We start from the raw sequence: 24884 nt of genomic DNA on the forward strand, positions 1-24884 counted from the left end.
CAGCAGTTCACGGCCCTACTGGCGGACTCGGTCGTGAGTGCGGAGTGCGACAACCACGGCGCATGTTCGGCCGGATAAAAACGCGCTCTCTGCTGACACCGCCGGTCACGGCCGCCGAGTCTGTTCGGGGTAGCGACGTTTCGCCCCGCGATAGTGCGGTGTTCTGTCCGGTCTGTGGCCGCGACGGACGGGCCTCCGTCGGCACGCCACAGCCCCCGACCGGTTCGCTGCTGGCGTTCGATATCGCCGAGAGTCTGGGGAGACGATTCCGGGCTACGGCTTCCGCTGTGTGGACCATCGCCGCTTCGAGTTCTTGCTCCCGGCGCCGCTGTCGCTGGCTCCCGAGTCGGTGCCGTCGACGCCGAGGTCGATGGCTACGGCGGGGTCGCGACGGTACGAGTTGGGGTGTCATATCTACGGTGGCAGCGCCACCCCGGCCGACGAGCGACAGTCGAAGCGTTCTTCGGCGGAACGGCTGACGGGACGAAGCTACCCCACGCCGGCGACTGGCTGACGCTCCGGCAGTTAGCATCGACGTTCGCCATCCGCTCCGAGGTGAGTCTGGCCGACCTACGCGACGACGACTACGTCCACAACGACCCTGAGATGATAGAGACGCTCGGTCCCACCGGCCGGCGGAAGGCGACGCTGGAAGCGAACGAGGTCCGCGAGAAGAAGCGCCACAAGACAAATCGACTGACCGGAAGGCACGTGCCTACTGGTCTCAAGCGGCAAGCGGACACTCTGTGGAAAGCAGAGTAACGGGGCCTGCCAGCGCCGCTGCAGAAGTCGTTGGATTCCCTACCTGAACGGCTAATTCAACTTTCCCGAGACACACCCTCGAAACCGTCCCTGATGTGTTGCAACCCGAGACGGGCCACGAGGTGTGCCGGCCCCCGTTTTGGGAGGTCACGGACAGTACGCAGGTGACGTGGTGGAACGCTACCGCTCGGCTCTAGCTCCCAGCCGATATCGTCACCAAAGCGTTCGACGGCGGCTTCGGCACGCTCACAGACCGCCTCGGGGTCCATCGAGCGGACCTCTTTCTCGTGCATGAGCAACTCACCGTCGACGATAGTCGACTCGACGTCATCAGCCGTGGCGGTGTTTGCTACTAACGCCGGGACGTTCGTCTTCGGTGCGAATTTCGGAGCAGACAGATCCAGCACAACGAGGTCAGCGCGCTTGCCTGGCTCGATACTGCCCAGTTCGTCGCCGACGCCAAGGGCCCTTGCGCCGTCGATGGTGAGCATTCGGACCAGTTCCATCGAGTGGAACTGATTCGTCCCGAAGGAGAGATTAGCCGCCAACCGTGCCTGTCGGGCCTCTGCAAGCAGGTCGCTGGAGTCGTGCCAGTAGTGGTCGTCGAGACCGAGGCCGACCGTCGTGCCCGCCTCTCGCAGCGCCGGCACTGGTGTCCACTCGGTCTCTCCGTCGGGCTCCCAGTAGCAGAAGATAGAGGGACAGTGGGCGACCGACGCGTCGTTTGCCGACATCCGTTCGATGTCGTCCTCGTCGGCGACGCGGAAGTGAGCGGCGACGAGGCGGTCGTCGAGGAGACCGACCTCCTCGAGGAGCGCGAGCGAGTCCTCGGCGTCGTTCGCTCGGGCCATCGTGTTGCTCGCGTCCAGTTCGAGCAGATGCGTGTGGACGGGGAGGTCGGGATACTCCGCTGCGAGTGTCGCTGTGCGCTCCCAGACGCTTCGGGAACACGACCAGTCGTCGTGTGGACACACGGTGGCCTGAATCCGCCCGTCGTAGCTGCCGTGGTATTCCTCGATGAACGAGCGAGCGCGCTCGAACTGCTCGTCTTCGGGGATATCCCAGAACAGGTCGCTTATCCAGGGGCCGAAAAAGCCCCTGAGCCCGGCTTCACCGAACGCGTCGGCGCCGCGACTCGGGAGCGCGTCCATCGCGTTCGTCGTCGTGATACCGCCCCGGACGAAGTTCAGCGCCGCGAGGTCACAGCCTGCTTCGACGAGGTACCCGTACCGGCCGCGACCCAACTGCTCACAGAGGGCGGTCATCTCGGCGAACAGTTCACCGACGCCCATCTCGCTGAACGCACCGATGAGCGCCGTGAGTTCGAGGTGTGCGTGAGCGTTGACGAGCCCCGGCATGACGAGTCGGTCGCGTCCGTCGATGACCGTCTCGGCAGGCGACTCGGCGTCTTCCGGTTCGGACGGTCGCACCTCACGAATCGTCCCGTCCTCGACAATCACGGTCCCGTTCCGATACAGGTGGTTGTTCCCGTCGACGGTCAGTACCGTCGCATCGTGGATCAGGATATCAGGCGCCATACTAGCTGTATCCGGAATATTCTGTCTGTCTTTGGAAAAGCGGTGGGTCCGTTTCCAGTGAGAAGTGGGGGAGAGACGGTGCTATTGGACCTCTGACTTCGAGGCCCGCTCGAGTAGCGAGACGGCAACGGCGCCCAGAACCACGTTGAACCCCAGAAGCGCAGCAACGGCAGGGACTACCGTGTTCCAGAGTCCGGCGAACGCCGTCACTTCGAAGACCGACAGCACGTCCCGTCCGAGCATGAGCGCTCTGATGCCGTCGACGCCGTACGTGATGGGGTTGGCGACGGCGACGGCTTGAATCCAGTTCGGAAGCAACTCGAGGGGAAGAAAGGCACTCGAAATGAACAGTAGCGGGAACGTCAGGAGGTTCGCGATCATCACGGTGGCTTCCCGGTCGCGTGTGACGAGCGCGACGATGTTCGAATACGCCATGAAGACACCGCCGAATATCACCGTCACGACGACGATGCCGAGGATACCGAGCGGTCCCGTCTGGAGATACTGATCGGGGGACGCTCCCGGTTTGAGGACCAACAGCAGGTAGCCGAGACCGAGGATGATTCCCGTTTGAACGGTGATTCGGACCACTTCCGACAGCACTTTCCCGACGAACATCGCACTACGGTTCATCGGAGATAGCAGTGTCTTGTCGAACATTCCCGTCTCCATATCGTCGACCAGTCCGATACCGGAGACAGCAGCGGCAGCCAGCGCCGACTGGATGATTATCGCCGGCGTGAGATACGTCACGTACGTGACGCCGCTCTGTACCGACTGACTCACGGCGCCGCCGGCGATTGCACCGAGGACTTCGGCCATCAGGACGAAGAAGATGACCGGCTGGACCAGCGAGGTGAAGGTCACGTAGGGATTGCGGGACGTCTTGACGAGCCAGCGCTTGAAGCTGATCCGTGCGTCGGTCGCGGCGCCGTTGCCCGACGCTCGCTGTGCCGAGTCACCGTCGACAGCGCCCGGCCCGTCGGTAACGGAACTCATCGACGCACCTCCTGGGCACGGACCGTGTCACCAGCGGCGCCGGTCGCACCCACGTCGTCCTCTCCTGCAAGCGTGAGGAAGACGTCGTCGAGCGTCGGCGATTGGACGTCGAAATCCGTGATGGTGGCGTTCGCCGCGGCCAGCTCGGTGAACAGGTCGCTCGTGGCCGAGCGGGCGTTGTCGGCCTCGATGGCCACGCCGTCGGCGGTCCGTTCGATAGCCACGGCGTCGAGAGCGCCGAGGCGACGAACGGTGTCTATCACACGGCGTTGGTTTTCCTCGGACGCGTCTTGTAGTGTCAGCGTGACCGTCTCCGTCCCGATGGCTGATTTGAGTTCGTCCGGTGTCCCCGTATGGGTTATCTGGCCATCCTGGAGGATGGCGAGGCGGTCACACAGTTCGTTTGCCTCTTCGAGATACTGCGTCGTCAGAAACACCGTCGTCCCGCGGTCGTTGATCTCCTCGAAGTAGTTCCAGACCCGGAGTCGCGCTTCCGGGTCCAGACCGGTCGTCGGCTCGTCGAGGAAGACCACAGGTGGGCGATGGACGAGGACAGTCGCGGTGTCGAGGCGCTTTTGCATGCCGCCCGAGAACGTTTCCGCCCGCTTGTCGGCGACATCACGCAAGTCTACGAGGTCGAGCAGTTCCTCGATTCGGTCCTCGCGCTCCTCCGTCGGGACCCCGTACATCCGACAGGCGACACGGAGATTCTCTCGCGGTGTGAGTTCGAAGTCGATACTCGTCTCCTGCGCCATGTAGCCGATGGATTCGCGGACAGCCTGTGGGTCCGCCTTCGTATCGTAGCCGTTGATTCGGACCGACCCCTCGGTCGGGTGCAACAGCGTGACGAGCGTCTTGATTGTGGTCGTCTTGCCTGCCCCGTTCGGGCCCAGAAAGCCGAAGAACTCGCCGTCCCCGACGTCGAGAGAGACGCCTCGGACCGCTTCGGTTCCATCGTCGTACGTCACGTGGACGCCCTCGGCCTCGATCGAAGTTCGACGCTTCGCGGGGTCCGCTTCGTTCTCGGATGGGTGTCGTGCCTGTTGCAATGTCATAGGCAACTAAAACACCGAGACGGAGTCCGGTAGGCGATGCTCCAATTAGTGGCGCCTTTTAAATACTCCACCCCCAACCCACTCACCCCAAGGACCGATTGCTCTGTCTCAGCTCGGGAGGGGCGGCCACGTCGTCGCGACCGTCTCCTCGATGAGCTGGGTCTGTGCTCGGCGGAGTCGCTCGGAGACCGACGAGGGCGTGATACCCAGTTCTTCGGCCACATCTTCCAACGAGGCCGTACGCGGGATATCGAAGTACCCCCGCTCGTACGCGATGCGGAGCGCCTCGTCTTGCCGGTCGGTCAGCCCATCGCCCGGCGGTTCCGACTCGCCGTCCCGAGTGAGTCGGTGTAACCGGAACGCGGCGTTGTGCTGCCAGAACGAGGCGAACTTGTTGAACGCGTCCCGGTCGACGAACCACCCGGTCTGTCGCCAGCCGCCCGGGACGACGGCTATCCGTTCGATGATAGCGTCGGCAGTGGCGAGGGCTTCGAGGCCTTCGAGGTCGGCGAGGTGTTCACCGAGTTGTTCCTCCAGACTGAGCGCCGGACGCACCTGATAACGGCGGGTGTCACCGGCCTGACCGACGAGTGTCCACTCCCCGACGTCGTACGCGTCCGTGAAGGCGTTCTCGACGGCCGTCCGCGAACCGCCCTGAACGGTGACGAGAAACAGGGGGCGGTTCCCGTGATTGAACTGCATGTCGAGGACCAGTGTCGCGTCGGGAACGGCTGCCGCCACGCCGGCGAGCGGTAACGCCTCGCAGTCGATATCGAACTCCGCGACGAGTCCCATACGTCGTTGTTTCGACCGACTGTAATGTGACTGTCGCCACTATCGGCGATACCGATACGGCTCGTCGAGAGTCACCCTCTCGGACACGCCCGACCTGTCGGGACAGCTCCAGCCGCAAGCGTGTGGTTGTAGGGGTCCGTCGGCCACCGGTAATAAATGGCCCAATGGCTGAGAGCACGGCTTAGCCACGTCGCCCGAGGACACACCAGTGTATGGCGACGACCCATTCAGTAGATAGCTCGGAGATAGCTTACGAACGACACGGCGACGGCCAGCCACTACTCTGCCTCCACGGCGGCATGGCCCCGCGGCAGTACTGGCGGCCAGTCCTCCCGCATTTTCGGGAATATGCCCCCGTGATTCCACAGCGACCTGGCTTTGGGACGTGTCTCGACAACATGGCGGAGACGAGCGCCGAGGGCGTCCTGGACCGGGAGGCTCAGTATGTCCGCACGCTCGTCGACGCCGTCGACGGTGAGCCGGTTCTCTTCGGTCACTCCTTCGGTGCGCTGACGGCCATCGAAGCTGCAACCGAGGCGGCCGTCGATGCAGTCATCGCCTACGAACCGGCAGTGCTTCCCGAGGGATACCGACAGCAGGCGGACCTCGCTGACCGAATGGCGACACTCGTCGACGACGGCGAACGCGAAGAAGCCGTGAAACGCTACATCGAACAGGTCCTGCATCCCGACGGAATCGACGAGTTCGACGCCTGGCTGTCCGAGTGGCCGGTCTGGCCCGACTGCGTGGAACTCGCCGAGGAGGTCGTCCGGATGAATCGCGCCGTCGAACAGTACCGGCTCCCGGAGACGCTCGACGTCGAGTCGCCAGTGCTCGTGTTGACGGGAACGAACGGACCGGAGTTCCTCCGCGAGAGCGCCCGCGACGTTCACGAGGCGCTACCACACAGCCGTCTCGTCGAATTCGACGGTGTCAGTCACAGCGGCCCGGGAGAGGCACCGGACCGAATCGCAGCAGCAGCCGATGCGTTCCTCCAGAGATAATCGGTAACCGTCGTGTCATAGCACAGAATCAGTCATCGAGGGGCCGACACCCCCTCTCCAGACGACGAGGAGTCGTTCGACTTAGAGCCACAGTCGCGGTGTGGCGAACTGGTTGTGACCGCTCTTGGCGGTAGCGACTGGACGTCGTCCGGTCGAGGTCGGAAAAGAAAAAGCGGAGCGGTGACAGTGGGTGGTACTGACGGCCGGCTTTACGGGTCGTCCTCCGATGTGTCCGTGGTTACGCGGAACGCGGACTGTGAGTCGGCTGCGCTCGCGTTGATCTGGAACTCGGTCGACTGTTCGGCAGTGTATCGCGTCGCGTTCTCCGCCGGAGTCTCGGCATCGGGATTCAGTTCGTAGTCGGTACCGTTTACCGACACGTTACCCTCACCACTGGCAGTGATGGAAGTGGCGTTCGAAGCGTCGAGTGTCACTGGTTCGTCGGTGGCCGTGACCGTCTGCCGAGCGACGTCGACGTGGGCCCTAACCAGTGTCTCCTCGGGAGAGTCGATTGGTGCGACGTCGACGTAGACGGTATCGTCGTCCAGTTCCGATGCCCAGACCTCGAAGTGGACTGCGTCGGTTCCGTCGAGGTGGCTTCGTACATCGTCGTTGGCCCACGCCGTCTCGATAGCCTGCTCGGCGGCCTCGTCGCTCACTCCGTCAGGATTGACGACGTCGACAGTGTAGTTAGCGGGCAGTGCATCAGCCGACGCTGCATCGGCTGTCGGATTGGTCAGAGACGCGGCTGTGACACCGCCCGCTCCGAGGGCGAGCAGTGCCGCAACCACGAGGGTGAGTGCTTTGTAACGCATGAGTCGTCGTATTTGCGGCGAGCTGAGACACCGGGTCGACCCGCGTGTGTTCGTCAGGCGGGGACCTTGTCTCGGTGTCCCAACTCGCCTCGATTGGACGTAGTATGAAAGACCAGATAGTCGTTGATTGGAAAGGCGACCGAAAGGCGTTCGAAACCGGTTACAGGCTCTCTTCCGCCGAGATTGGTGGGTGCCCAAAACCGGAGGGACAGACAGCCTGGGTCATTGCAGATGTATCGTATTCCCCATCCCACTCCGCTTTCGCTCGACGAGTCCGCGATGCTCTAACGTATCTAACGTGCGGCTGACAGTGGCTTTCGACAGGTCTGTTCGCTCTACAATTTTCCGCTGCGGTAACTTCCCCTCGCCTTCAATCAGTAGTTCGTAGACCGTTTCCTGGTTATCCGCGAGTCTTTCCAGGTTCGCTTCCCACTTCTCTACCTGTCCCGATGTCCCAGCGGGACTAGCTGTGGACTGAGCAGCGGGAGTCGCCCCACCGTCAGTCGGCATCTCTCGTGACGAAGGGTGTGTCTGGGCGGATGACCGATCGGCGGATGTAACGATGTGTCTCTGGTCGTGCAACACCAGATAGGTTCCGCTCACTCCACAGACGAAAGCGGCACCTGCAATTACTGCGACTTCTCGATACGTGAAATACTCACCTACACTTACCGTCTCTGCACCGCTCTCTCCCAGCGAAACCATCACTTGCGACGGGGAGATTAGCTGGACGGCCAAGACGAGCACTGCTGCAAGAAAACCGACTGCTGCTACCAGATGCGTGTGTTGGAGGGCCCGGAGACGCATATAAATTGGTTCTCTCAACTGGGATTTATGCCTGACGAAATAATCGGGCTTAGAAGGCCTGAAACGGCTGTGAAACGCGTTTCAAACTGGTTCCGAACGCGTTTCATCCCAGTGTTGATGGGCTCTTTCACCCATGGACATTATATGGACGAAGTCATCCGCTTGCGCCTCCTCTTCCTCGTCGGACTGAGCATACTCGGCGTTGGGATAGCGGGAGCCGGAACCACTCTATGGGCGGCTGACCCGCTCGCAACCACCGGGGCGAATCCCGAATTCGTCGTCGGTGACGAGAACGTGACGTTCGCAAACGGAGGCGAGTCCGAAACCGTCGTACACAACGTGTCCAATCTGAGCCGGATCACGATTCGGGAGACCGATACCGGGCGGTTCTCGATACAGACAACGGAACACCGACCGCTGAGCGCGACCGACCGCGAGCGCGCGAGAGAGATAGCATTGAACAACTCGACTGTAGCTACGGGCCTGGATGAGATAGGCGAGTACGAACTCGCTGTCGAGCCGATACAGCGGTTAACGGTGTCGGACGATACCCTTCGAACGTATAACGTCACTCTCGACAATTCGAGTGGACAGTCAGATACCACCTTTACGATCAACGAGACGTCCGTTGAAGAACGACAGAGCGACTCCGTCACGATTAGCAGAGGGACCAACTACGTTGCCGACAGTGCCGTTGTGCGCATCCGACAGCCGGGAGACGATGGCTCCGGAGAACTGCTCTATGTGGTTGATGTCGACCTGTCGACCGAACGCGTTACCGACGTCACGGATTGGCGGTCGATCTGAGCGACATCTCTAGAGCAGGTATCCCCTCCTGATGTGCAGGATAGGTGTTCAAAGTGGGAGAAAGCCGAGCGTAGCGAGTATCCAGCTGAACCCGAGCCCCAAAACCGTCACCAGTGTCTGATGGAGTCGGGCTCGCAACGACCAGTACCTGTTCCACCAGGCGAGTACTGTCCCGACTGCCGTCACAGCCGTGAGAACGGCGACCACCGTCGGTAAGGCCAGTGCAATCTGCATCGGGAGCGGTCTCGTGATAAGCGCGATATCGCCCCTGGTCTCCAGAATGAACGCCAAGAGTACGACGAATCCAACCGAGACACCACTCAGGCAGACACCCGCTGTACGAGCCAGCCACGCTGGACTTGTCAGTCGGTCTTTGACGACCTGAGTGAGCCGCCAGTGCTCGCTGTGATGCTGTTCGGTTCGGTGGCGAGTGGCCTGTTCGTCTGTCATTTTGCGTCCTCCTCGCTGCCCGTCGGGTACTGCTTCAGTCGGCGCCAAACACTCTGTCCGGCCCGGCCGACGAGTGAGAGTCCGAAGCCAGATACTGCCGTCCCGAGGACAGCCCCGGTTACGAGCCGGCGTTCCTGAACCGGCACTGGCTGATAGACACCGGTCGGTTCGCTACTCATGTTCAGGACGTCCACCTCGCCGTCTGTGACCTCGAAAGCAAGGACATCGTGACCGCCGACCTCCTCGTACACGTACGGGTCGGTCTCGACCCATGCTCTGGTGTCCCCATCGAGGGTCGTCGTACGCAGGCGGCCGTCGTTTGCGGGTTCGACGGCCAAGTGCGCGAGTCGGTCGGCGACCTGTAACGGACCGCTCTGTGGTAGTGACGAAAGGCTGTACTCGCCAGCAACGGTCTCAGCGCGCTCGGGGCCGCCCGGTCTCGACGTGGGTGTCGGCAGCACCGTATCCTCCGGTGAGGACTGGTGTGTCTCCGGAGACGATGGCGACAGTCGCACCGGGCGTCGTCGTCCCGATTCGCGCTGCCATCACCTCGTCGACGACCGCTTCGAGTTCGCCCGGGTCGGTGAATAGGTCCTCGCCCGTCTGTGAAGTAGGACGCCGGGCGGTGGGCGTGGCTCCTGTCCGACCGGCCACCGTCCCGAGACCGGCGAGAAACGACCGTCTCGTGGTTCCGCCGGTGCTGTCGTCCGTCGTGGAGCAATCGGGCGAAGTCATCTCTCGAGGCTGCCACGGTCGCAGCGATTCATCGGCCAGTTGGGTGTTGGACGCGTACGCATGGGCGGTCACCGAGGCGTCGCATCGACGGCGGTGACGAGACCGAAAAACGCCGTCGAGACGTTTTCGACCGGGAGGCCGGCCGCCTCGACGGTCGCGAGTGGCTCGTGGTTCAGTCGGCAGCCGTTCTTCTCGTAGTGGGACGCTGCGCGCCGGTTCTGGAGCCAGGCGAGTGGCGCCACGTCGCTGCGACGATGTTCGAGCAGCAGTATCTCGCCGTCGGGAGCACAGACGCGTTCCATCTCGTGGAGCGCCGCAATCGGGTCCGGGAACGTACACGTCGAAAACGACGAGATGACGGTATCGAAGCTGTCGTCGGGGAACTCGAGTGCCTGGGCGTCCATCTGCTGGACCGCCCCGTCCAGCCCGAGTCTATCGAGTTCGTTTCGAGCGTGAGTGAGCATGGCGTCGCTGACGTCGATTCCGACGACCGCCGCCGGCGACTGGAGGTAGCGGAAGTTCTGCCCCGTCCCACAGGCGACGTCGAGCACTCGACCGTCTACGTGCTCGAACTGACGGCGGCGATACCGACCGGCGAAGAGCCGGTCGAGTTGCTGCCACCTGGTGAGTCGGTCAGCCACCTCTGCATACGCGTCGGCGATTTCGTCGGCCGACTTCGAGTGTCGCTGAACCGGCTGTCGATGGTCGGTGTGTTCGCTGTGTGTTCGATGCTGCCCGCCTGCCTGGCCGTGGGGATTGCTCGATTCCATGGGTGGGTCTCCGTCGACTGCGAGTATGGGTCGGGCCGGCAACACCGATAAAAGCATCGGAAATTTGACAATTTATCGAATCCGTTACAAAACCACCGTTGAGTAGAACAGCCGATTTGGCTATCTCGACACCGATATTCAGCGAACTGCTCGCCAAACGTTGCCGTCTGTTCAACGGCGATTTTGTAATAGTTCTGTCAGGAATTCCGAAACTCACCGCTCTCGCCTCGCACGCGCTCTGTCCGCATCACCGTCGCAGTCGAATCGAGATAGAGCCGAACTGCATCGTCTCCGTGCCGCAATACGACCTTGTACTCGTCGGGCTCAGATGCCGTCTGTTCGGATGTCCACCGGCCCTCGTAGACACGTTCGTGAAACTCCCAGATACCTCGCCTCGTCACGTCGATTCCACGCTCCCAGTGGAAGGCAACCGACGCCGGATGATAGACGACACTGTAGGTCAACGGACTGTTGTACTCTCGAAGACACTCCTCACAGGTGCTCGTCACTACGAGTGAATCTGCATCGGGCAGTGGACTTTCGGGAACCGCAACGACGTCGGCCGACAGATGCGCTCCGCACTCTGGACACATCCCCCGCCGAATCTGCCTGGCGTCCTCCGCACTGCGTAACTTGACGCTCTGTACGAGCGAGTCGCCGTCCCGCGTCCTGATCTGTGCCGGCGTAATCGGCTGTCCCGTAACCTGTTGCTCACAGGCGGTACAGTCGATACGGAAAAACTGCTGGGAAAGACTCGCTTCCAGTGTCTCCTCGCCACAGAAGACACATACCCCACCGACCGGTTCAGGGCCGAACGACTCCGGTCGCTCGTAGTTCTCCGACAGGATGAAGCGGACGATGCGCTCTCCAGCGTGTGAAAGCGAGTAGCCGTCATCGGTTTTGCGTAGATACGTCCCGGTGAGTTCGCCGAGATGGTACGACAGCTTCGATGTATTCTCCACGTCTACGTGTTCGTACACCTCCGAAAACGCGAGTTCGGCGGCTCCCGCCCCGGCCCCCTCAAGTTCGAACTGGGCGACAGCGACAGCTCGAAGGATACTGACCCGGGTGTCATCAGCAAGAAGGCGAAAGATATCCGTAGCCGAACGACGCTCAGACATTGTCTTCGGTCTCTACTTCTAGACAACAGGATATTGAAACCCCGGTCGAGGGTGACACGCCTCCGTGAACTGCTGGACAGTCGTTCGACGACGTTCGGCGTGCATACCACACCGCCGTTGACGGCCGAACGTGTCGGGGTCAACAGCTACCGAGTGTCTTTCTCCGCAGGCGTGCTCACAACAGTAGCGACCAACGAGATAGATGCTACTGGAACTGGCGGAGACCACGGCCTGGTGCCGGCCAACGTCGTTAGACCGGTTCGTTCCACCTGCACGACGACCACGACCCTCTCGAAGAAGGCCGGTACTGGACGCTCCGTCGCAGTGGCTGTCGCGCGAACGCCCTGCTCGGTCAGCGTGCGCCTCGAGTGGGTCGGGGTACCGGGAAGTCAGGACTCGCGCCACTTGTGGCCACACTCGACGCAGGTGAACAGCCGAACCTCGTAGGAGCCGCCCGGCTTCGGCATCATCTCGTAGTGGGCCCGCTCGCTGTCGCAGCCGTCCGCCGGGCAGGGCTCCTGCATCGTCTCGGTGGTACCCCGGGTCGCATCGGCCACGTCGGGTGCCCCGTCGTCCCGCTGTCCGTCCTGTATCGCCATCGCCGCTTCCGCTTGCGAGTCCCGCGATTCCTCGTTCTCACAGGAGCGACACAGCCACGTGTCACCCTCCGTGTGCATCAGAGAACCACACTCGTCACAGAATTGCATACAACGTAGGGATACACGGTTGTCGGATATATGTGTCAATCTCCGATTCGTCGCGAATCTCGGGCAACTACTCGTGTGACTGACTCGGCCAAAAGGTGGTCTCGGGGGTCGCATCCGGGCGCTAACTGCGGAGCCACTTTCGTGTCGAACCAACAGACGAAACCCAACAGACCCAGCATCGCCGTCAACAGAAGATACCGAGAGGCAAGACCCCGAACAGATACCTCGCCAACCTGGGTGGCCAAGCCGAGTCCAGTGACTACTACGACACATAACGCAACGATATACCGTGCTTTCCGAAACCGGTACACTGGTACAGAGTCACACAGAGACGACATGAAAATTCGGGCCTCTGACCCTCACACGCGTAGTGTGCCGTGGGAACCAGCAGACCGCTCTGTACCCGCCTCAGCGGGCCGATCTTCGTCACGTTTCCTGTCGAGTACCGCCCACGTTCATGACGAGCGCCGGAGTCGAGCCCGCGAGTCAGCGTATTTCCTCGACAGGAGCGGCCACGTCAGTCTCCACATCGCCTTCCGTTGACGCTGCTGACTCCGATACCCAGGCGTCCCGCGCCTTCTCCCACACTTTCTTCGCCCGCTGTCCGGCCCAGTAGAGCGGTGCGGCGACGCTGGGCAGCGGGTCCTCGGGTCGCAGGAACACCGGTCGCGCGTAGCCAAAGGCAGCGAGGAAGGCCGGAATCGCCGAGGGGTGGCCGTCCAGTAGCCGCTCGCCGAGCCACTTGATATCGCCGTACAGCAGCCGCTGGTGAACCACGTCCTCGCGGTAGACCGGCGGGTTCGTCGGCGTGTACCCGGCCAGTTGACAGAGGTGGAGCCACGGGACGTCGACGCCCGAGTCGACGGCGAGCGGGACCGACCCCCAGTAGCGGCCGTTCACCTCGATGAGGTAGTACTCGTCGTCCGGGGTGTGCATGAACTCGATCTGGAGCGGGCCGGTCCACTCCAGCGCGTCGACGACCTCGGCGGCGTAGTCGCGCATCCGCTGGTCGCGCATCCCGGTGATGACAGTCGAGTTGCCGCCGCTGTGGGGGGTGGTTCGGAGCCGGCGCTCCTGGAACCAGGCCAGCAGGTCGCCGTCGTCGGCGAGGCCGACGGTGGTGGTCGTCTCGCCGGGGACGTACCCCTGGACGAGCGGCGGGAAGCTGTTCAGGTGGTCGTTCGTCGCCAGCACGTCGCGGTAGGTCGCGACCAGCGCGTCCGGACCGTCGGCGTAGCTGTCGTCGCCGACGCGGTGCAGGCGCAGTCGCCCCGCCGCATCGCGCACGTACTTGCTGCGGGATTTGACGACGACGGGGTAGTCGACGTCGTCGGCCAGTCGTTCCACGTCGTCGAGGCCCTCGGGGGCGTGAGTCTCCGGCGTCGGGACCGACAGCGACGCGGCAATATCGAAGGTCCGTGCCTTGTCGTAGGCCAGTTTCGCCCGGTCCCACCCGGGGACGCCGACGGTCGTCCCGGTCGCTTCGAGGCGGGCCTTCGCCCGCGAGACCACGTTGGTCGTCGCGTCGTTGACGGGGATGACGGCGAAGTAGTCGCCGTCCTCGAGGACACCGACCAGCTCGTCGATGAACGCCGCCGGTGCCGTCGCGGGCGGCTGGTGGACGACGGCGTCCTCGGCGTACGTCGAGAGCGCCCCGAGAGAGCGGCGGCTGTCGCTCGCGGCGGTCACGGGGACGCCGCGCTTGCCGAGCGAGCGGACCACACAGAGGCCGGCCTGGCTGTCGGCGTCGAGTACGAGCGTCCGCCACGCGGTGGGGTCGAGGTCGGTCATCGGGGGCCTGACACCTCGTCCCGAAGATGGATTGTTACCGTCCGGCCGACGGTCGGCAAGGGCGGCTTTCCGCGTCGTCAGCCCGGCTTTCTCCGGGCGAGCGGTCCCCGACGTCCGGCCGCTCTCGCCGTCGGGGCGCGCCAGTACCCGTCAGCCAGTCGACGACGTGGGCGCCGGCCGGCGCGTGTCCGCGGACGGTCTCCCGACCCAACACGGGAGACGCGGACACGAGTCCGCCGCTCACGCCCCGGCGAGGGACGACACGTCGGTCACGCGTGGCGCTCGCTCGCTACACGGGGCTGTTCGACCTGGCGGACCTCGCTCTCGTAGGAGAGCACGCCGCTCTCGTCGAGCATCGGCAGGTGCTTGTGGTGCAGCGCGATTCGCACGCGGTCCACTGTGCCGGGACCGACGTCGGTCCCGGTCGTCTGGCGCGTGGTAACTGCCTGCGCGAGGTCGTCGAGCCCTATCCCGGTGGTTCGCTCGGCGAGGATTTCGAGGACCAGCCGACGTCGCTCGTCAGACAGAATCCGGTAACGTTCGCTTTCGTCCAGTGTGGCCACAGATACCGACTGCGGCGTAGGTTTGTTAGTGTTCGACATGATTGACCCGGAGTATCGGCAGTTCGGTGCCGCTGTCTGAATCGGACGCTCGGCACACATCTAACTCTGTACTAGAATAGATTAGGTTCAGCTCGGGCGCTGCTCGAGCAGTATCGTTCAACAGGAGAGACTGTTCGAAACGTCGAACTTACTCTCCGGCCGACTGCCGTCTCGTCGGAAACCGGGCTATCTGTTTCCACCGGCGGAAACGTAATACGTGTTCCCTGTCACCCGTCTCGTATGGACGCCTCTACACTGACTGCGGAACTGGGCGAGACGCTCTCCGTCTTCGAGGCCGGCGGCGAGCCGCGGACGACGCCGGAGGTGGCGGCGGACCTCGACCTCGGTCGGCGGACCGCCTACGCCCGTCTCGAACGGCTGGCCGAGACGGACCGGTTGGCGACGAAGAAGGTCGGTGCCAGCGCCCGTATCTGGTGGCGGCCGCCGACGGCGGTCGACGCAACGGCGACGCGAGCGTTGCTCGACGGTGTCGCCGACTGCGGGGACACCGGCGTCCTGGTCGTCGACGCCGACGACCGCGTGACGTGGGCCAACGACGCGTTCAGGCGGTCGTTCGGGCTGGAGGACGCCGACCTGGTCGGCAGGGGCGCCGCTGCGCTCGTCGAGGGCCCGCTCGCGGCGGCCGTCGAGGACGCGGCGGCGTTTGGCGACGCACACGCCGACGGGACGGCCCTCGAGTGCCGGGTCGACCCGGGAGCGGACGGCGAGGCGCGGTGGCTCGAACACACCTGCCGGCGGATTCACGAGGGCGCACTCGCCGGGGGCCGGGTCCACCGGTACGCGCCGGTCACCGACCGCGACGCGGACGCGCCCGTCGACCGGCGCGCCGAGTTCGAATCGCTCGTCGACGCCGTCGAGGAGTACGCCATCTTCACGCTCGACACCGACGGCCACGTCCGGACGTGGAACCCCGGCTCGGCGGCCATCAAGGGGTACGAGGCGTCGGACATCCTCGGGGAACACTTCTCGACGTTCTACACGGACGCCGACCGCGAGGCCGGTGTGCCCGAGGCGAACCTCGCCGCGGCCCGCGAGTCGGGCGGGGTGTCGGCTGAGGGGTGGCGGGTCCGCGCCGACGGGACCCGGTTCTGGGCGGACGTCAGGATAACCGCCATCCGCGACGCCGACGGCGACCTCCAGGGGTTCGCGAAGGTGACCCGCGACATGACGGCGTCGAGACGCGACGAGGCCGAGCGGGAACTCCTGACCGACACCATCAACTCGCTGGCCGGCGCCGATTCCCTGGAGTCGGGGCTCCAAGCGGCGCTGGGGGACATCTGTGCGGTGACCGAGTGGGAGTACGCCGAGGCCTGGGTCCCGACCGACGAGGGCGACCTCAGGCGGGCGGAGGCGGACTACCACGTCGACGAACTGGCCGACTTCGCGGCGTTCTCCGGCGACTACCGGTTCGACCCCGGCGAGGGGCTCCCCGGCCGGGTGTACGCGTCGGGGACGAGCGAGTGGGCCGCCGACCTCTCCGACGACTCGGACGGCGAGTTTTGCAGGCGGGACGCGGCCCTGGATGCCGACCTCCGGTCGTCGTTGGGCGTCCCCGTGGTCGCCGACGGCGAGGTCGTCGCCGTGCTGACCTTTCTCATGCGTGACCGTCGCCAGCGCGACGAGCGCCTCGTCGACCTCGTCTCCTCCGTGGCGACCGAACTCGGGACCGTGGTCGCCCGCCGGCGGGCCGAGCAGCGACTGGACCGCCAGCACGAACTCCTGGACCGCGTCTTCGAGACGGCACCGACCGGACTGGCCCTCTTCGACACGGACCGGGAGCTACTGCGGGCCAACGAGCGCCTCGCGGAGACGCTCGGCCTCTCGACCGAGCAGACAGCGGGGTTCAGCGCGGACGACTGGCAGCTGTACGGGCCCGACGGCGCCCCCATCCCCTACGACCTCCAGCCGGTCGGACGGGTCCTCGAAACGGGCGAGTCAGTCACCGAGGAGGAGGTCCGCCTGGAGCGGCCCGACGGGTCGACCGCGTGGCTCGCGATGAACGCGGTGCCGTTGACGGATGCGGACGGGGCGCTCGACCAGGTCGTCGTCTCCGCCCAGGACATCACCCGGCTCAAGGAGCGGGCCAGCCGGCTCGAACGCCAGCGCGACGATATCGAGGCGGAACTCGAAGAGGTGTTGGGCCGTATCGACGACGGCTTCTTCGCCATCGACGACGACTGGCGCATCACCCACGTCAACGACCGGGCGGCGACGCTGCTCGAGCGACCGGCCGGAGAGCTCCTCGGTCGAAACCTCTGGGAGGCGTTCCCCGAAGCCGTCGATACGGCGTTCAAGCAAAAATACGAGCGGGCGCTGGCCGACCAGGAGAGCACCACGTTCGAGGAGTACTACCCACCGCTCGAACGGTGGTTCGAGGTGACGGTCTACCCGTCCGACACCGGGCTGTCGGTGTATTTCCGTGACGTCACCCGTCGGAAGGCCCGTGAGCGCGACCTCGAACAGTACGAGCGAATCGTCGAGACCGTGGGCGACGGCATCTACGTCCTCGACGAGGACGGGACGTTCCACCACGTCAACGAGGCGTTCGTCGAGATGACGCAGTTCTCCCGTGCAAGGCTGCTTGGCAGTCACGCCTCGCTCGTCTTCGGCGACGACTTCGAGCAGCTCGAAGCTACCGCCCTGCGGTCGATAGACCGCGGCGAGGACGACGTGGCGGTCTTCGAGGAAGCGGTCGAGACCGCGACGGACGAAACGATAACGGTCGAGAGCCGGTTCCGGACGTTCGAGGTGAACGGCGAGCGGCGCCGCGCGGGCGTCATCCGCGACATCACCGACCGCATCGAGCGCGAGCGCGACCTCGAACTGTACGCGACGATAGTCGAGACGGTCCCCGACGGCGTCTACGCGCTCGACGAGGACGACCGGTTCGTCCTGGTCAACGAGGCGTTCTGTGACCTCGTGGAGTACGACCGCGAGGAGCTTCTCGGCGCTCACCCGACGCTCGTCAACAGCGAGGCGTTGAACCGGCGGGCCAACGAGCTAGCGCGGGAAGTCACGGCGGGCGACCGGACGACGGCGACTCTGGAACTCGAGCTGCAGACGGCGAGCGGCGAGTCGGTGCCCGTCGAGGGGCATTTCAGTCCGTACAGCCACCGCGACCTCGCCGGGCGGTGTGGCGTCGCCAGGGACATCTCCGCCCGCGTCGAGCGCGAGCGCGAACTCACGCGCCAGCGCGAGCAACTCACCGCGCTGAACAACCTCAACCGGGTCCTCCGCGAGATAACCGAGGCGGTCATCGAGCAGTCGACCCGCGAGGAGATAGAACGGACCGTCTGTGAACTCCTGGCGGACGCGGACTCGTATCTGTTCGCCTGGGTCGGCGACGCGGACGCGACTACCCAGACGGTCCGGCTCCGCGAAGAGGCCGGCGTCGAGGGGTATCTCGACGACGTCACCATCTCCGTGGACCCTGACGACGAACACAGTGAGGGACCGACGGGGCGGGCCTTCCGCACCGGCGATGTCCAGACGACCGACCACGCCCAGACCGCCCCCAGGTACGAGCCGTGGCATGACCACGCCAGCGAGTACGGCTACCGGTCCTCGGCGGCCATCCCCATCGTCCACGAGGACACGGTTTATGGCGTTCTGAACGTCTACTCCGACCGACAGAACGCCTTCCAGGCCGCCGAACGCGAGATGGTGAGCCAGCTCGGCGAAATCGTCGGGCACGCCATCGCCGCGGTGGACCGCAAGCAGGCGCTACTGTCGGACGAAGTGGTCGAACTGGCCTTCCATATCGATGACGTCATGGCGTCGCTGGGCATCGACGAGGCGGTCGAGGGACGCGTCGAACTCGAACACGTTGTCTCGGTCGAAGACGACGAGTACGTCCTGTTCGGTCGGGCGACCCCGGACGCCACCGGCGTCGTCGAAGCCATGGCCGAGGAGGTCCCCTTCTACGACAGCGTGACCTTCCGGGACGACGGCGAGCGGTTCGAACTCACCGTCACCGAACCGCCGGTGCTGTCGGTCATCGCCTCGCTGGGCGGGTCGGTCGAGGAGGCCGTCATCGAGGACGGCGACTACCGCCTCGTGGTCCATCTCTCGCCCACTGCGGACATCGGGCGGGCGATAGAGACCGTCATGGACGCGTATCCGGACGCGACGCTCCTGAAGCGCCGCCAGTTGTCGAAACGTGGCACGGACGGCGCGGCGAGCGGTGACTTCCTCGCCGACCTCACGGACCGGCAGCGGACCGTGCTGGAGACGGCCTACTACGCCGGGTTCTTCGAGTGGCCGCGGGCCGCCGCGGGCGAGGCCGTCGCCGACTCGCTCGGCGTCGCCCCGCCGACCTTCCACCAGCACATCCGGAAGGCCGAGCGACAGGTCTTCGACCGCGTGTTCTCCTCGGCCGACTGACCGCTAGTCGGGTAACGCCGCCGACAGCGACGCGCGGTGGAAGGCGACGGCGGCGTCCCGTTCTCGCGGCGGATACCCCGGGTTGGTGACCGTCGCCCGCGAGTCGACGGCGCTGTCGGCGACGGCGACGACGCGATGGACGGGCGCCACCGTCGGCACCGGCCTGACCGCCTCGTACCCCCGGCGGACGGCGCGCCGGAGCGGCGCCGGTTCCGGGACGTACCAGTCGGCGACGAGGTAGGCCAGTTTGGCCAGCGCCAGCGCCGGCGGGGCCGTCATCGGCCGCTCCCAGTCGACGACGGCCCTCACCGCGCCGTCGGCCGCGAGCGCGTTGCCCGGCCGCAGGTCCCACGGGAAGAGCCGCGGGGTCGGGGCCGCGGGGGCCGCGGCGTCGAGACAGTCCCGGAGTCGGTCCCGCAGCGGGTCGAACGCGGCGGGCAGTCGGTCGACGGCGCGGCGCCCGTACGACACCAGCCAGCGGTGGCAGTCGGGCGCGGACGCGACGAGGGCGTTCGGGTCGCCGTCGGGCGCCCGGACGAGTCGCCCACAGCCCTCGAACGGGAACGCGGCGTGGAGTTCGCCGAGGTAGCGACCGAACTGCTCGGCGAGCGAGCGCCGCACGGGCGGGGCGCTGTCGGCGAAGGAGGTGTGGAGGTCCGCCCCTCGCCGATACTCGCTGACGGCGTAGCCCCGTCCCTCGCGGGTCCCGGTAGCCAGGACGGCCGGGGCCGGGACCGTCGTCCGCTCGCGCACCGCCGCGACCAGGGCCGCCTCGGTCCGGACCCGCTCGCCGTCGGCCGAGAACTGGACGACAACGGCCGGGTGTGCCCGGAAGCGGACGACGGCCGTCGGGCGCTTCCCGGCCGACAGCGGGTCGACCGAGGCGACCGCTCGCCCCGGGAAGTGCGTCCCGACGACGGCGCTGGCGAGAGCCGTGTCCACGCCGTCACTCCAGCACCGCGGGGAGGTCGGCGAGCGAGTCGAGTACGTACTCGGGGCTGTAGGGGTCGGGGCCGTCACCGTCGTCGAGGTAGGCGGCCGCGAGGCCGGCGTTGTGGGCGCCGGCCACGTCGTAGGCAAGCGAGTCGCCGACGTACAGCGCCCGGTCGGCCGGGACCCCGAGCGTCGAGAGCGTCGCCTCGAAGGGGGCGGCGTGGGGCTTCCGGCGGGGCATGTCGCCCGCGTAGACGACGGCGTCGACACGCTCGGCCAGCCCGACGGCGCCGACCTTCTCGGCCTGTCGGGCCTCGGGACCGTTCGTGAGGACGGCCGTGGCTGTGGCCTCGCGGGCGGCGTCGAGCGCATCGGCGGCTTCCGCCCGGAACGCGACCTGCGCGTTGTCGACCCCGGCGACGAAGGCCTCGGCGAGCGCGATGGCGTCGACCCGGCGGCCGTGCTGGGCGGCCAGTCGGGCGAACCCGGCGCCGAGGTAGCCCACCTCGTCGGCGGGGTCCGGCGGGCCGTCGAGCACCGCCCACAGCTCCGGCGGCGCGGCGAAGGGCTCGACGCCGACCCGGTCGAAGGCCCGGTCGTACAGCGCCGCGGTGTCCTGCGTTCGCTGCACGAGCGTCCCGTCGAGGTCGAAGATGACGGCGTCGAACGTCACGGTATCCCGACCCAGGGATTCGAACGCCAAAAGCGGCGCGGCGGTCTCGGCTACTCTCGGAACTCGAACGCCGTCGGCTCGTTCGACCGCAGCACCTCGCCGCTGGGATGGCGCGCCACCGCCACCGACCCGGCGTCGTGAGCGCGCGCGAACGTCCGAATCGGCCCGGCGTCGGTGTAGTCGTCGGGCGCGTCGACGTTGACGCGGTCGGTCATCCCGTCGGTCTGGAGCGAGACCCACCCCGCCAGGGCGAGGGCGACCTTCGGGTCGCTGTCGGTCCGCTCGGGCGCGACGGCCCGCCGCAGTCGCTCGTGCATCCCCGAGGGGACGACGTAGATGGTCCCGTCCGGGGCGACCGAGACCTGCTGGGCGCGGAGTTCGCCCTCCACCGGCGGGAAGGGAATCACGGCCTCAGTCCAGGCTGATGTTGACGGTCTTGGTCTGGGTGTAGTGGTCGACGGCCTCCTGGGCGGTCTCGCGGCCGATGCCGGACTTCTTGTAGCCGCCGAAGGGCTGGCCGGCCGGGAAGTCGTTGTACGTGTTGACCCAGATGTTGCCCGCCTCGATGTCCTTCGCACACTCGTGGGCCATCGTGAGGTCCTCCGTGAGGACGCCCGCGGCCAGGCCGTAGTCGACGTCGTTCGCGAGTTCTATCATCTCGTCGTAGTCGCTCCACTCGAACACCTCCTGGACCGGCCCGAATATCTCCTCCTGGACGGCCTTGCTGTCGTGGTCGATGTCGTCGATGAGCGTCGGCGCGACGAAACAGCCGTCCGAGAGCGCCTCGTCGTCGGGCTGGCTCCCACCGGTGACGAAGGCGGCCCCTTCGGCTTCCGCCTCCTCGATGTACTCCATCGTTCGCTCGACCTGTTCGGCGGTGACCTTCGGCCCGAGGTCCGTCGAGTCAAGCAGCGGGTCGTCGACGGTGAGGTCGTCGGCCGCGTCGGCCAGGCGGTCGAGGAACTCGTCTTTGATGGCCTCGTGGACGAACAGCCGCGAGCCGGCACAGCAACACTCCCCGGTGTTGAAGAAGATGGCCGTGATGGTCGTCTGGACGGCCTGGTCGAGGTCGGCGTCGGGGAAGACGACGAGGGGACTCTTGCCGCCCAGTTCCAGCGTGATGTCGGTGATGTTGTCGGCGGCGCTTTTCATCACCTCGCTGCCGATTTCGGTCGAGCCGGTGAAGGCCAGTTTGCGGATGCCCCCGTGGTTCGAGAGGGGTTCGCCCGCGTCGGGACCGAACCCGGTGACGACGTTGACCACGCCGTCGGGGACGACGTCGCCCGCCTCCTCCATCAGCTTCAGAATCGTCAGCGGCGTCTCCTCGGCGGGTTTGAGGACGACGCAGTTCCCGGCCGCGAGCGCGGGGCCGAGCTTCCAGGCCGCCATCAGCAGCGGGAAGTTCCACGGGATAATCTGCCCGACGACGCCGTACGGTTCCTGGATGGTCTGGACGTGGCGGCTGTCGTCGGTGTCGACGGTGCGCCCCGAGTGCGAGCGGGCGATGCCCGCGAAGTAGCGGAAGTGGTCGGCGACCAGCCCCATGTCGATGCGGGCCTCGGTGATTGGTTTCCCGTTGTCCAGCGATTCCAGCCGGGCGAACTCCTCTTTGTTCTCTTCGACGACGTCGGCCATCGCTTCGAGCATCGCCTGGCGCTGGGCGGACGAGTAGCCGCTGTACACCTCGTCGTAGGCGTCCCACGCGGCGTCGACGGCCCGGTCGATGTCCTCGGCCTGGCCGGCGGCGACCTCGGCGAGCGTCTCGCCGGTGGTCGGGTCGGTCGTCTCGAACGTCTCTCCGGAGATGCTCGCCACCCACTCGCCGCCGATGTACAGCTGGCGGTTCTCCGGTACCACCTCGTTTGCGGCCTGCTCGTGGCGCTGCTTGATAGCCGATTTCCGCTCAGCCGGACTCTGTGATGTGTCGTCTACTGACATGACAATAAATGATATTCAGCAAACACATATAAAAACTACGTATTTCTTACATGACTGCGAACTTTCGTTTATGTCGGTGCGAACGAAATTGTTGTTCTGGGTCGTTTGAGAGGATATATCCGGTGGATTGTCACAGAACTGGTCCAATAAATCCGCGGGCCCCATACTACCCGAGAGATTATATAATTATTGTTCACCGACTATTATATCGGCGGAATCGTTACTAGCCGTTGTCATGCAAGCCGTACTACTGGAGGCGTTCCAAGAGCCGCTGAGCGTACAGGAAGTCGACCGGCCCGAGGTCGAGTCCCACGGCGCCATCGCGGAGGTAATCGGCTGTGGCATCTGCCGGTCGGACTGGCACTGCTGGCAGGGCGACTGGGACTGGTTCGGCTACCGGCCGGACCCGCCCCACATCCTGGGCCACGAGCCCACCGGTCGTATCGTCGAGGTCGGCGACGACGTCGAACACCTCGACGAGGGCCAGGAGGTAGCCATCCCGTTCAACTTCGCCTGCGGGTCGTGTGACCTCTGTCGCAACGGCCGCGAGAACATCTGCGAGAACCACGTCGGCCTCGGGTTCATGAACGAGGCGCCGGGCGCCTTCGCCGAGGAGGTCCACATCCCCAACGCCGACCTGAACGCGGTGCCGCTACCGGAGGACATCGACGCCGAGGCCGCCGCGGGCTGTGGCTGTCGGTTCATGACCTCCTTCCACGCGATGGCCCACCGCGCGCCCGTCAGCGCTGGCGACGACGTGGTCATCCACGGCTGTGGCGGTATCGGGCTCTCGGCGGTCCACATCGCGAACGCGCTGGGTGGCAACGTCATCGGCGTCGACCTGACCGACGACAAACTCGAAAAGGCCGAGGAGCTTGGTGCCGTGGCGACGGTCAACGCGAGCGAGGTCGACGACCCCGCCCAGGAGGTCGTCGACATCACCGACGGCGGTGCCGACGTCTCCGCCGACGCGCTCGGCATCGCCACGACCTGCCAGAACGCCGTGAACTCGCTGCGCAAGGGCGGCACGCACGTCCAGATCGGCCTCACCACGAGCGAGGAGGCGGGCTACGTCGAGTTGCCGACCGACGAGTTCGTCGCCAAGGAAATCGACTTCAAGGGGTCGCTCGGCCTCCAGCCCTCGCGGTACTCGGAGATGCTGGACATGATAGAGTCGAGCAAGCTCGACCCGACGGCGCTGGTCGATAAGACCGTCGACATCCACGAGGTGCCCGACGAACTGGCCGCAATGAGCGAGTACAACACGCTCGGCATCCCGGTCTGTACCGAGTTCAGTAACTGAGCCGGGCCGCGACGAGTCGACGGCGGCGTCACCGGGCGGTAGGTCGGCTCTCACCGGCCGGCGGGCGGCGTGATGACAATCGAACAGAGATACATTTTTTCCGGTCCCTGCCCCACGGTACTGACAGATGACAGGGGCGCACTGCATCACTATCGCCGGGGGAAAGGGCGGCTGTGGCAAGACTACGACGGCCGTCAACACCGCGTACGCGCTCTCCGACGCCGGCTTCGACGTCGTCGTCGTGGACACGGACTTGGCGATGCCCAACCTGCACACCGTGTTGGGGACGAGTCACGAACCGACGATACACGACGTGCTGGCCGACGCCGAACCGCTCGAAGCCGCCATCGACACGCGCGGCGACGTCGCCGCGGTGTACGGTGACCCCTCGCTGGACCGCTACACGGACGCCGACCCGGCCGGACTCAAGACCGTCTGTAACCGACTCCGGACCGCCTTCGACGTGGTCGTGCTCGACACCGGCGCGGGCGTCACCCACGCGACGATGGTCCCCTGCGGGCTGGCCGACGACGTGGTGCTGACGACGACCGCGAAAGAACACGGCGTCGCCGACACCACGCGGACCAAGGAGATGGCCGAACACGTCGACAGCCACATCCCCGGCGTCGTCGTCACCCGCGCGGACGACGAGACCGGGCGGGACATCGCTGACCGCCTGGAGACGCGGCTGCTGGCTGCCGTCCCCGACGAACCCGAGGTGTTCGGCACCGAGCCAGTCGTCCGACGCGCCCCCGACTCGATGGGGGCCGCGGCGTACGGTCGCGTCGCCGAGGCCCTCGCGGAGGGTATCGGTGCGGACGAGAGTTGACGCCGGTCTGGAGACCGACTGCCGCGGTGAGTGCCTCCCGTGACTG

The 24884-nt window shown here is 65.5% G+C and carries 24 protein-coding genes; 6 read left to right on the top strand and 18 right to left on the bottom strand.

Going from position 1 to position 24884, the window contains the following annotated elements; all coding sequences use genetic code 11:
* The first annotated feature begins 405 nt into the window (after positions 1-405).
* Positions 406-762 carry a hypothetical protein gene (locus tag NDI86_RS16395; protein WP_310901520.1) on the top strand — a complete coding sequence of 119 codons (357 nt, stop codon included), beginning with the start codon at positions 406-408 and terminating at the stop codon, positions 760-762.
* Positions 763-818: 56 nt separating this feature from the next.
* Here NDI86_RS16395 and NDI86_RS16400 read toward each other — a convergent pair whose 3' ends face one another.
* The 4 genes from NDI86_RS16400 to NDI86_RS16415 form a co-directional block, all read right to left on the bottom strand.
* Complete coding sequence (locus NDI86_RS16400; RefSeq protein WP_310901521.1) at positions 819-2300, bottom strand: amidohydrolase family protein; 1482 nt, start codon at positions 2298-2300, stop codon at positions 819-821.
* An 81-nt stretch (positions 2301-2381) separates the two neighbouring features.
* Positions 2382-3299 carry an ABC transporter permease gene (locus NDI86_RS16405; protein ID WP_310901522.1) on the bottom strand — a complete coding sequence of 306 codons (918 nt, stop codon included), beginning with the start codon at positions 3297-3299 and terminating at the stop codon, positions 2382-2384.
* On the bottom strand, positions 3296-4267 hold the full coding sequence (locus NDI86_RS16410) for an ABC transporter ATP-binding protein (protein ID WP_310901523.1): 972 nt from the start codon (positions 4265-4267) through the stop codon (positions 3296-3298). Before NDI86_RS16410 ends, NDI86_RS16405 begins: the two co-directional genes overlap by 4 nt.
* A 195-nt stretch (positions 4268-4462) precedes the next feature.
* The gene (locus tag NDI86_RS16415) at positions 4463-5149 is read right to left on the bottom strand and encodes a helix-turn-helix domain-containing protein (RefSeq protein ID WP_310901524.1); all 687 of its coding nucleotides are present in this window, start codon (positions 5147-5149) and stop codon (positions 4463-4465) included.
* 212 nt (positions 5150-5361) lie between these two features.
* Between NDI86_RS16415 and NDI86_RS16420 the strand changes: the two genes are divergently transcribed.
* A complete protein-coding gene (locus NDI86_RS16420) occupies positions 5362-6153 on the top strand; it encodes an alpha/beta fold hydrolase (RefSeq protein WP_310901525.1) in 792 nt (263 codons plus the stop codon).
* A 209-nt stretch (positions 6154-6362) separates the two neighbouring features.
* Here NDI86_RS16420 and NDI86_RS16425 read toward each other — a convergent pair whose 3' ends face one another.
* Both NDI86_RS16425 and NDI86_RS22130 read right to left on the bottom strand, forming a co-directional pair.
* Positions 6363-6968: a hypothetical protein gene (locus tag NDI86_RS16425; RefSeq protein ID WP_310901526.1), complete on the bottom strand. Its 606-nt coding sequence runs from the start codon at positions 6966-6968 to the stop codon at positions 6363-6365.
* Positions 6969-7190: 222 nt separating this feature from the next.
* Positions 7191-7775: a helix-turn-helix transcriptional regulator gene (locus NDI86_RS22130; RefSeq protein WP_417936281.1), complete on the bottom strand. Its 585-nt coding sequence runs from the start codon at positions 7773-7775 to the stop codon at positions 7191-7193.
* A gap of 144 nt (positions 7776-7919) precedes the next feature.
* Between NDI86_RS22130 and NDI86_RS16430 the strand changes: the two genes are divergently transcribed.
* Positions 7920-8582, top strand: a complete 663-nt coding sequence (locus NDI86_RS16430; protein ID WP_310901527.1) for a hypothetical protein — start codon at positions 7920-7922, stop codon at positions 8580-8582.
* 48 nt (positions 8583-8630) lie between these two features.
* Here the strand turns inward: NDI86_RS16430 and NDI86_RS16435 are convergent, their stop codons facing one another.
* The 8 genes from NDI86_RS16435 to NDI86_RS16470 form a co-directional block, all read right to left on the bottom strand.
* Positions 8631-9032, bottom strand: coding sequence for a hypothetical protein (locus tag NDI86_RS16435; protein WP_310901528.1), 402 nt, complete (start codon positions 9030-9032; stop codon positions 8631-8633).
* The gene (locus NDI86_RS16440) at positions 9029-9370 is read right to left on the bottom strand and encodes a hypothetical protein (protein WP_310901529.1); all 342 of its coding nucleotides are present in this window, start codon (positions 9368-9370) and stop codon (positions 9029-9031) included. Before NDI86_RS16440 ends, NDI86_RS16435 begins: the two co-directional genes overlap by 4 nt.
* A gap of 76 nt (positions 9371-9446) precedes the next feature.
* On the bottom strand, positions 9447-9767 hold the full coding sequence (locus tag NDI86_RS16445; RefSeq protein ID WP_310901530.1) for a hypothetical protein: 321 nt from the start codon (positions 9765-9767) through the stop codon (positions 9447-9449).
* 68 nt (positions 9768-9835) lie between these two features.
* On the bottom strand, positions 9836-10537 hold the full coding sequence (locus NDI86_RS16450) for a class I SAM-dependent methyltransferase (protein ID WP_310901531.1): 702 nt from the start codon (positions 10535-10537) through the stop codon (positions 9836-9838).
* Positions 10538-10734: 197 nt separating this feature from the next.
* The gene (locus NDI86_RS16455) at positions 10735-11658 is read right to left on the bottom strand and encodes a DUF7351 domain-containing protein (protein WP_310901532.1); all 924 of its coding nucleotides are present in this window, start codon (positions 11656-11658) and stop codon (positions 10735-10737) included.
* A gap of 389 nt (positions 11659-12047) precedes the next feature.
* Positions 12048-12365: an RPA12/RPB9/RPC11 RNA polymerase family protein gene (locus NDI86_RS16460; protein WP_310901533.1), complete on the bottom strand. Its 318-nt coding sequence runs from the start codon at positions 12363-12365 to the stop codon at positions 12048-12050.
* A 486-nt stretch (positions 12366-12851) separates the two neighbouring features.
* Positions 12852-14156: a carboxylate--amine ligase gene (locus NDI86_RS16465; RefSeq protein ID WP_310901534.1), complete on the bottom strand. Its 1305-nt coding sequence runs from the start codon at positions 14154-14156 to the stop codon at positions 12852-12854.
* A 269-nt stretch (positions 14157-14425) separates the two neighbouring features.
* Positions 14426-14719: a DUF7344 domain-containing protein gene (locus NDI86_RS16470; RefSeq protein ID WP_310901535.1), complete on the bottom strand. Its 294-nt coding sequence runs from the start codon at positions 14717-14719 to the stop codon at positions 14426-14428.
* 279 nt (positions 14720-14998) lie between these two features.
* On the opposite strand from NDI86_RS16470, the gene NDI86_RS16475 reads away from it, so the two are divergent.
* Positions 14999-19162, top strand: a complete 4164-nt coding sequence (locus NDI86_RS16475) for a PAS domain S-box protein (RefSeq protein WP_310901536.1) — start codon at positions 14999-15001, stop codon at positions 19160-19162.
* Between the two features lie 3 nt (positions 19163-19165).
* Here the strand turns inward: NDI86_RS16475 and NDI86_RS16480 are convergent, their stop codons facing one another.
* The 4 genes from NDI86_RS16480 to NDI86_RS16495 are packed head-to-tail and all read right to left on the bottom strand — an operon-like array spanning position 19166 to position 22706.
* A complete protein-coding gene (locus tag NDI86_RS16480) occupies positions 19166-20104 on the bottom strand; it encodes a phosphotransferase family protein (RefSeq protein ID WP_310901537.1) in 939 nt (312 codons plus the stop codon).
* 4 nt (positions 20105-20108) lie between these two features.
* Positions 20109-20768: an HAD family hydrolase gene (locus tag NDI86_RS16485; protein WP_310901538.1), complete on the bottom strand. Its 660-nt coding sequence runs from the start codon at positions 20766-20768 to the stop codon at positions 20109-20111.
* A 50-nt stretch (positions 20769-20818) separates the two neighbouring features.
* The gene (locus NDI86_RS16490; protein ID WP_310901539.1) at positions 20819-21175 is read right to left on the bottom strand and encodes a hypothetical protein; all 357 of its coding nucleotides are present in this window, start codon (positions 21173-21175) and stop codon (positions 20819-20821) included.
* Between the two features lie 4 nt (positions 21176-21179).
* Complete coding sequence (locus NDI86_RS16495) at positions 21180-22706, bottom strand: aldehyde dehydrogenase family protein (protein ID WP_310901540.1); 1527 nt, start codon at positions 22704-22706, stop codon at positions 21180-21182.
* A gap of 235 nt (positions 22707-22941) precedes the next feature.
* Here NDI86_RS16495 and NDI86_RS16500 point away from each other — a divergent pair, with 235 nt between their 5' ends.
* The gene (locus NDI86_RS16500) at positions 22942-24009 is read left to right on the top strand and encodes a zinc-dependent alcohol dehydrogenase family protein (RefSeq protein WP_310901541.1); all 1068 of its coding nucleotides are present in this window, start codon (positions 22942-22944) and stop codon (positions 24007-24009) included.
* Between the two features lie 127 nt (positions 24010-24136).
* On the top strand, positions 24137-24838 hold the full coding sequence (locus NDI86_RS16505) for a MinD/ParA family ATP-binding protein (RefSeq protein ID WP_310901542.1): 702 nt from the start codon (positions 24137-24139) through the stop codon (positions 24836-24838).
* The last annotated feature ends 46 nt before the right edge of the window (positions 24839-24884 follow it).

This window comes from Haloarcula onubensis (assembly GCF_031624605.1).
In the GTDB taxonomy this organism is placed as follows: domain Archaea; phylum Halobacteriota; class Halobacteria; order Halobacteriales; family Haloarculaceae; genus Haloarcula; species Haloarcula onubensis.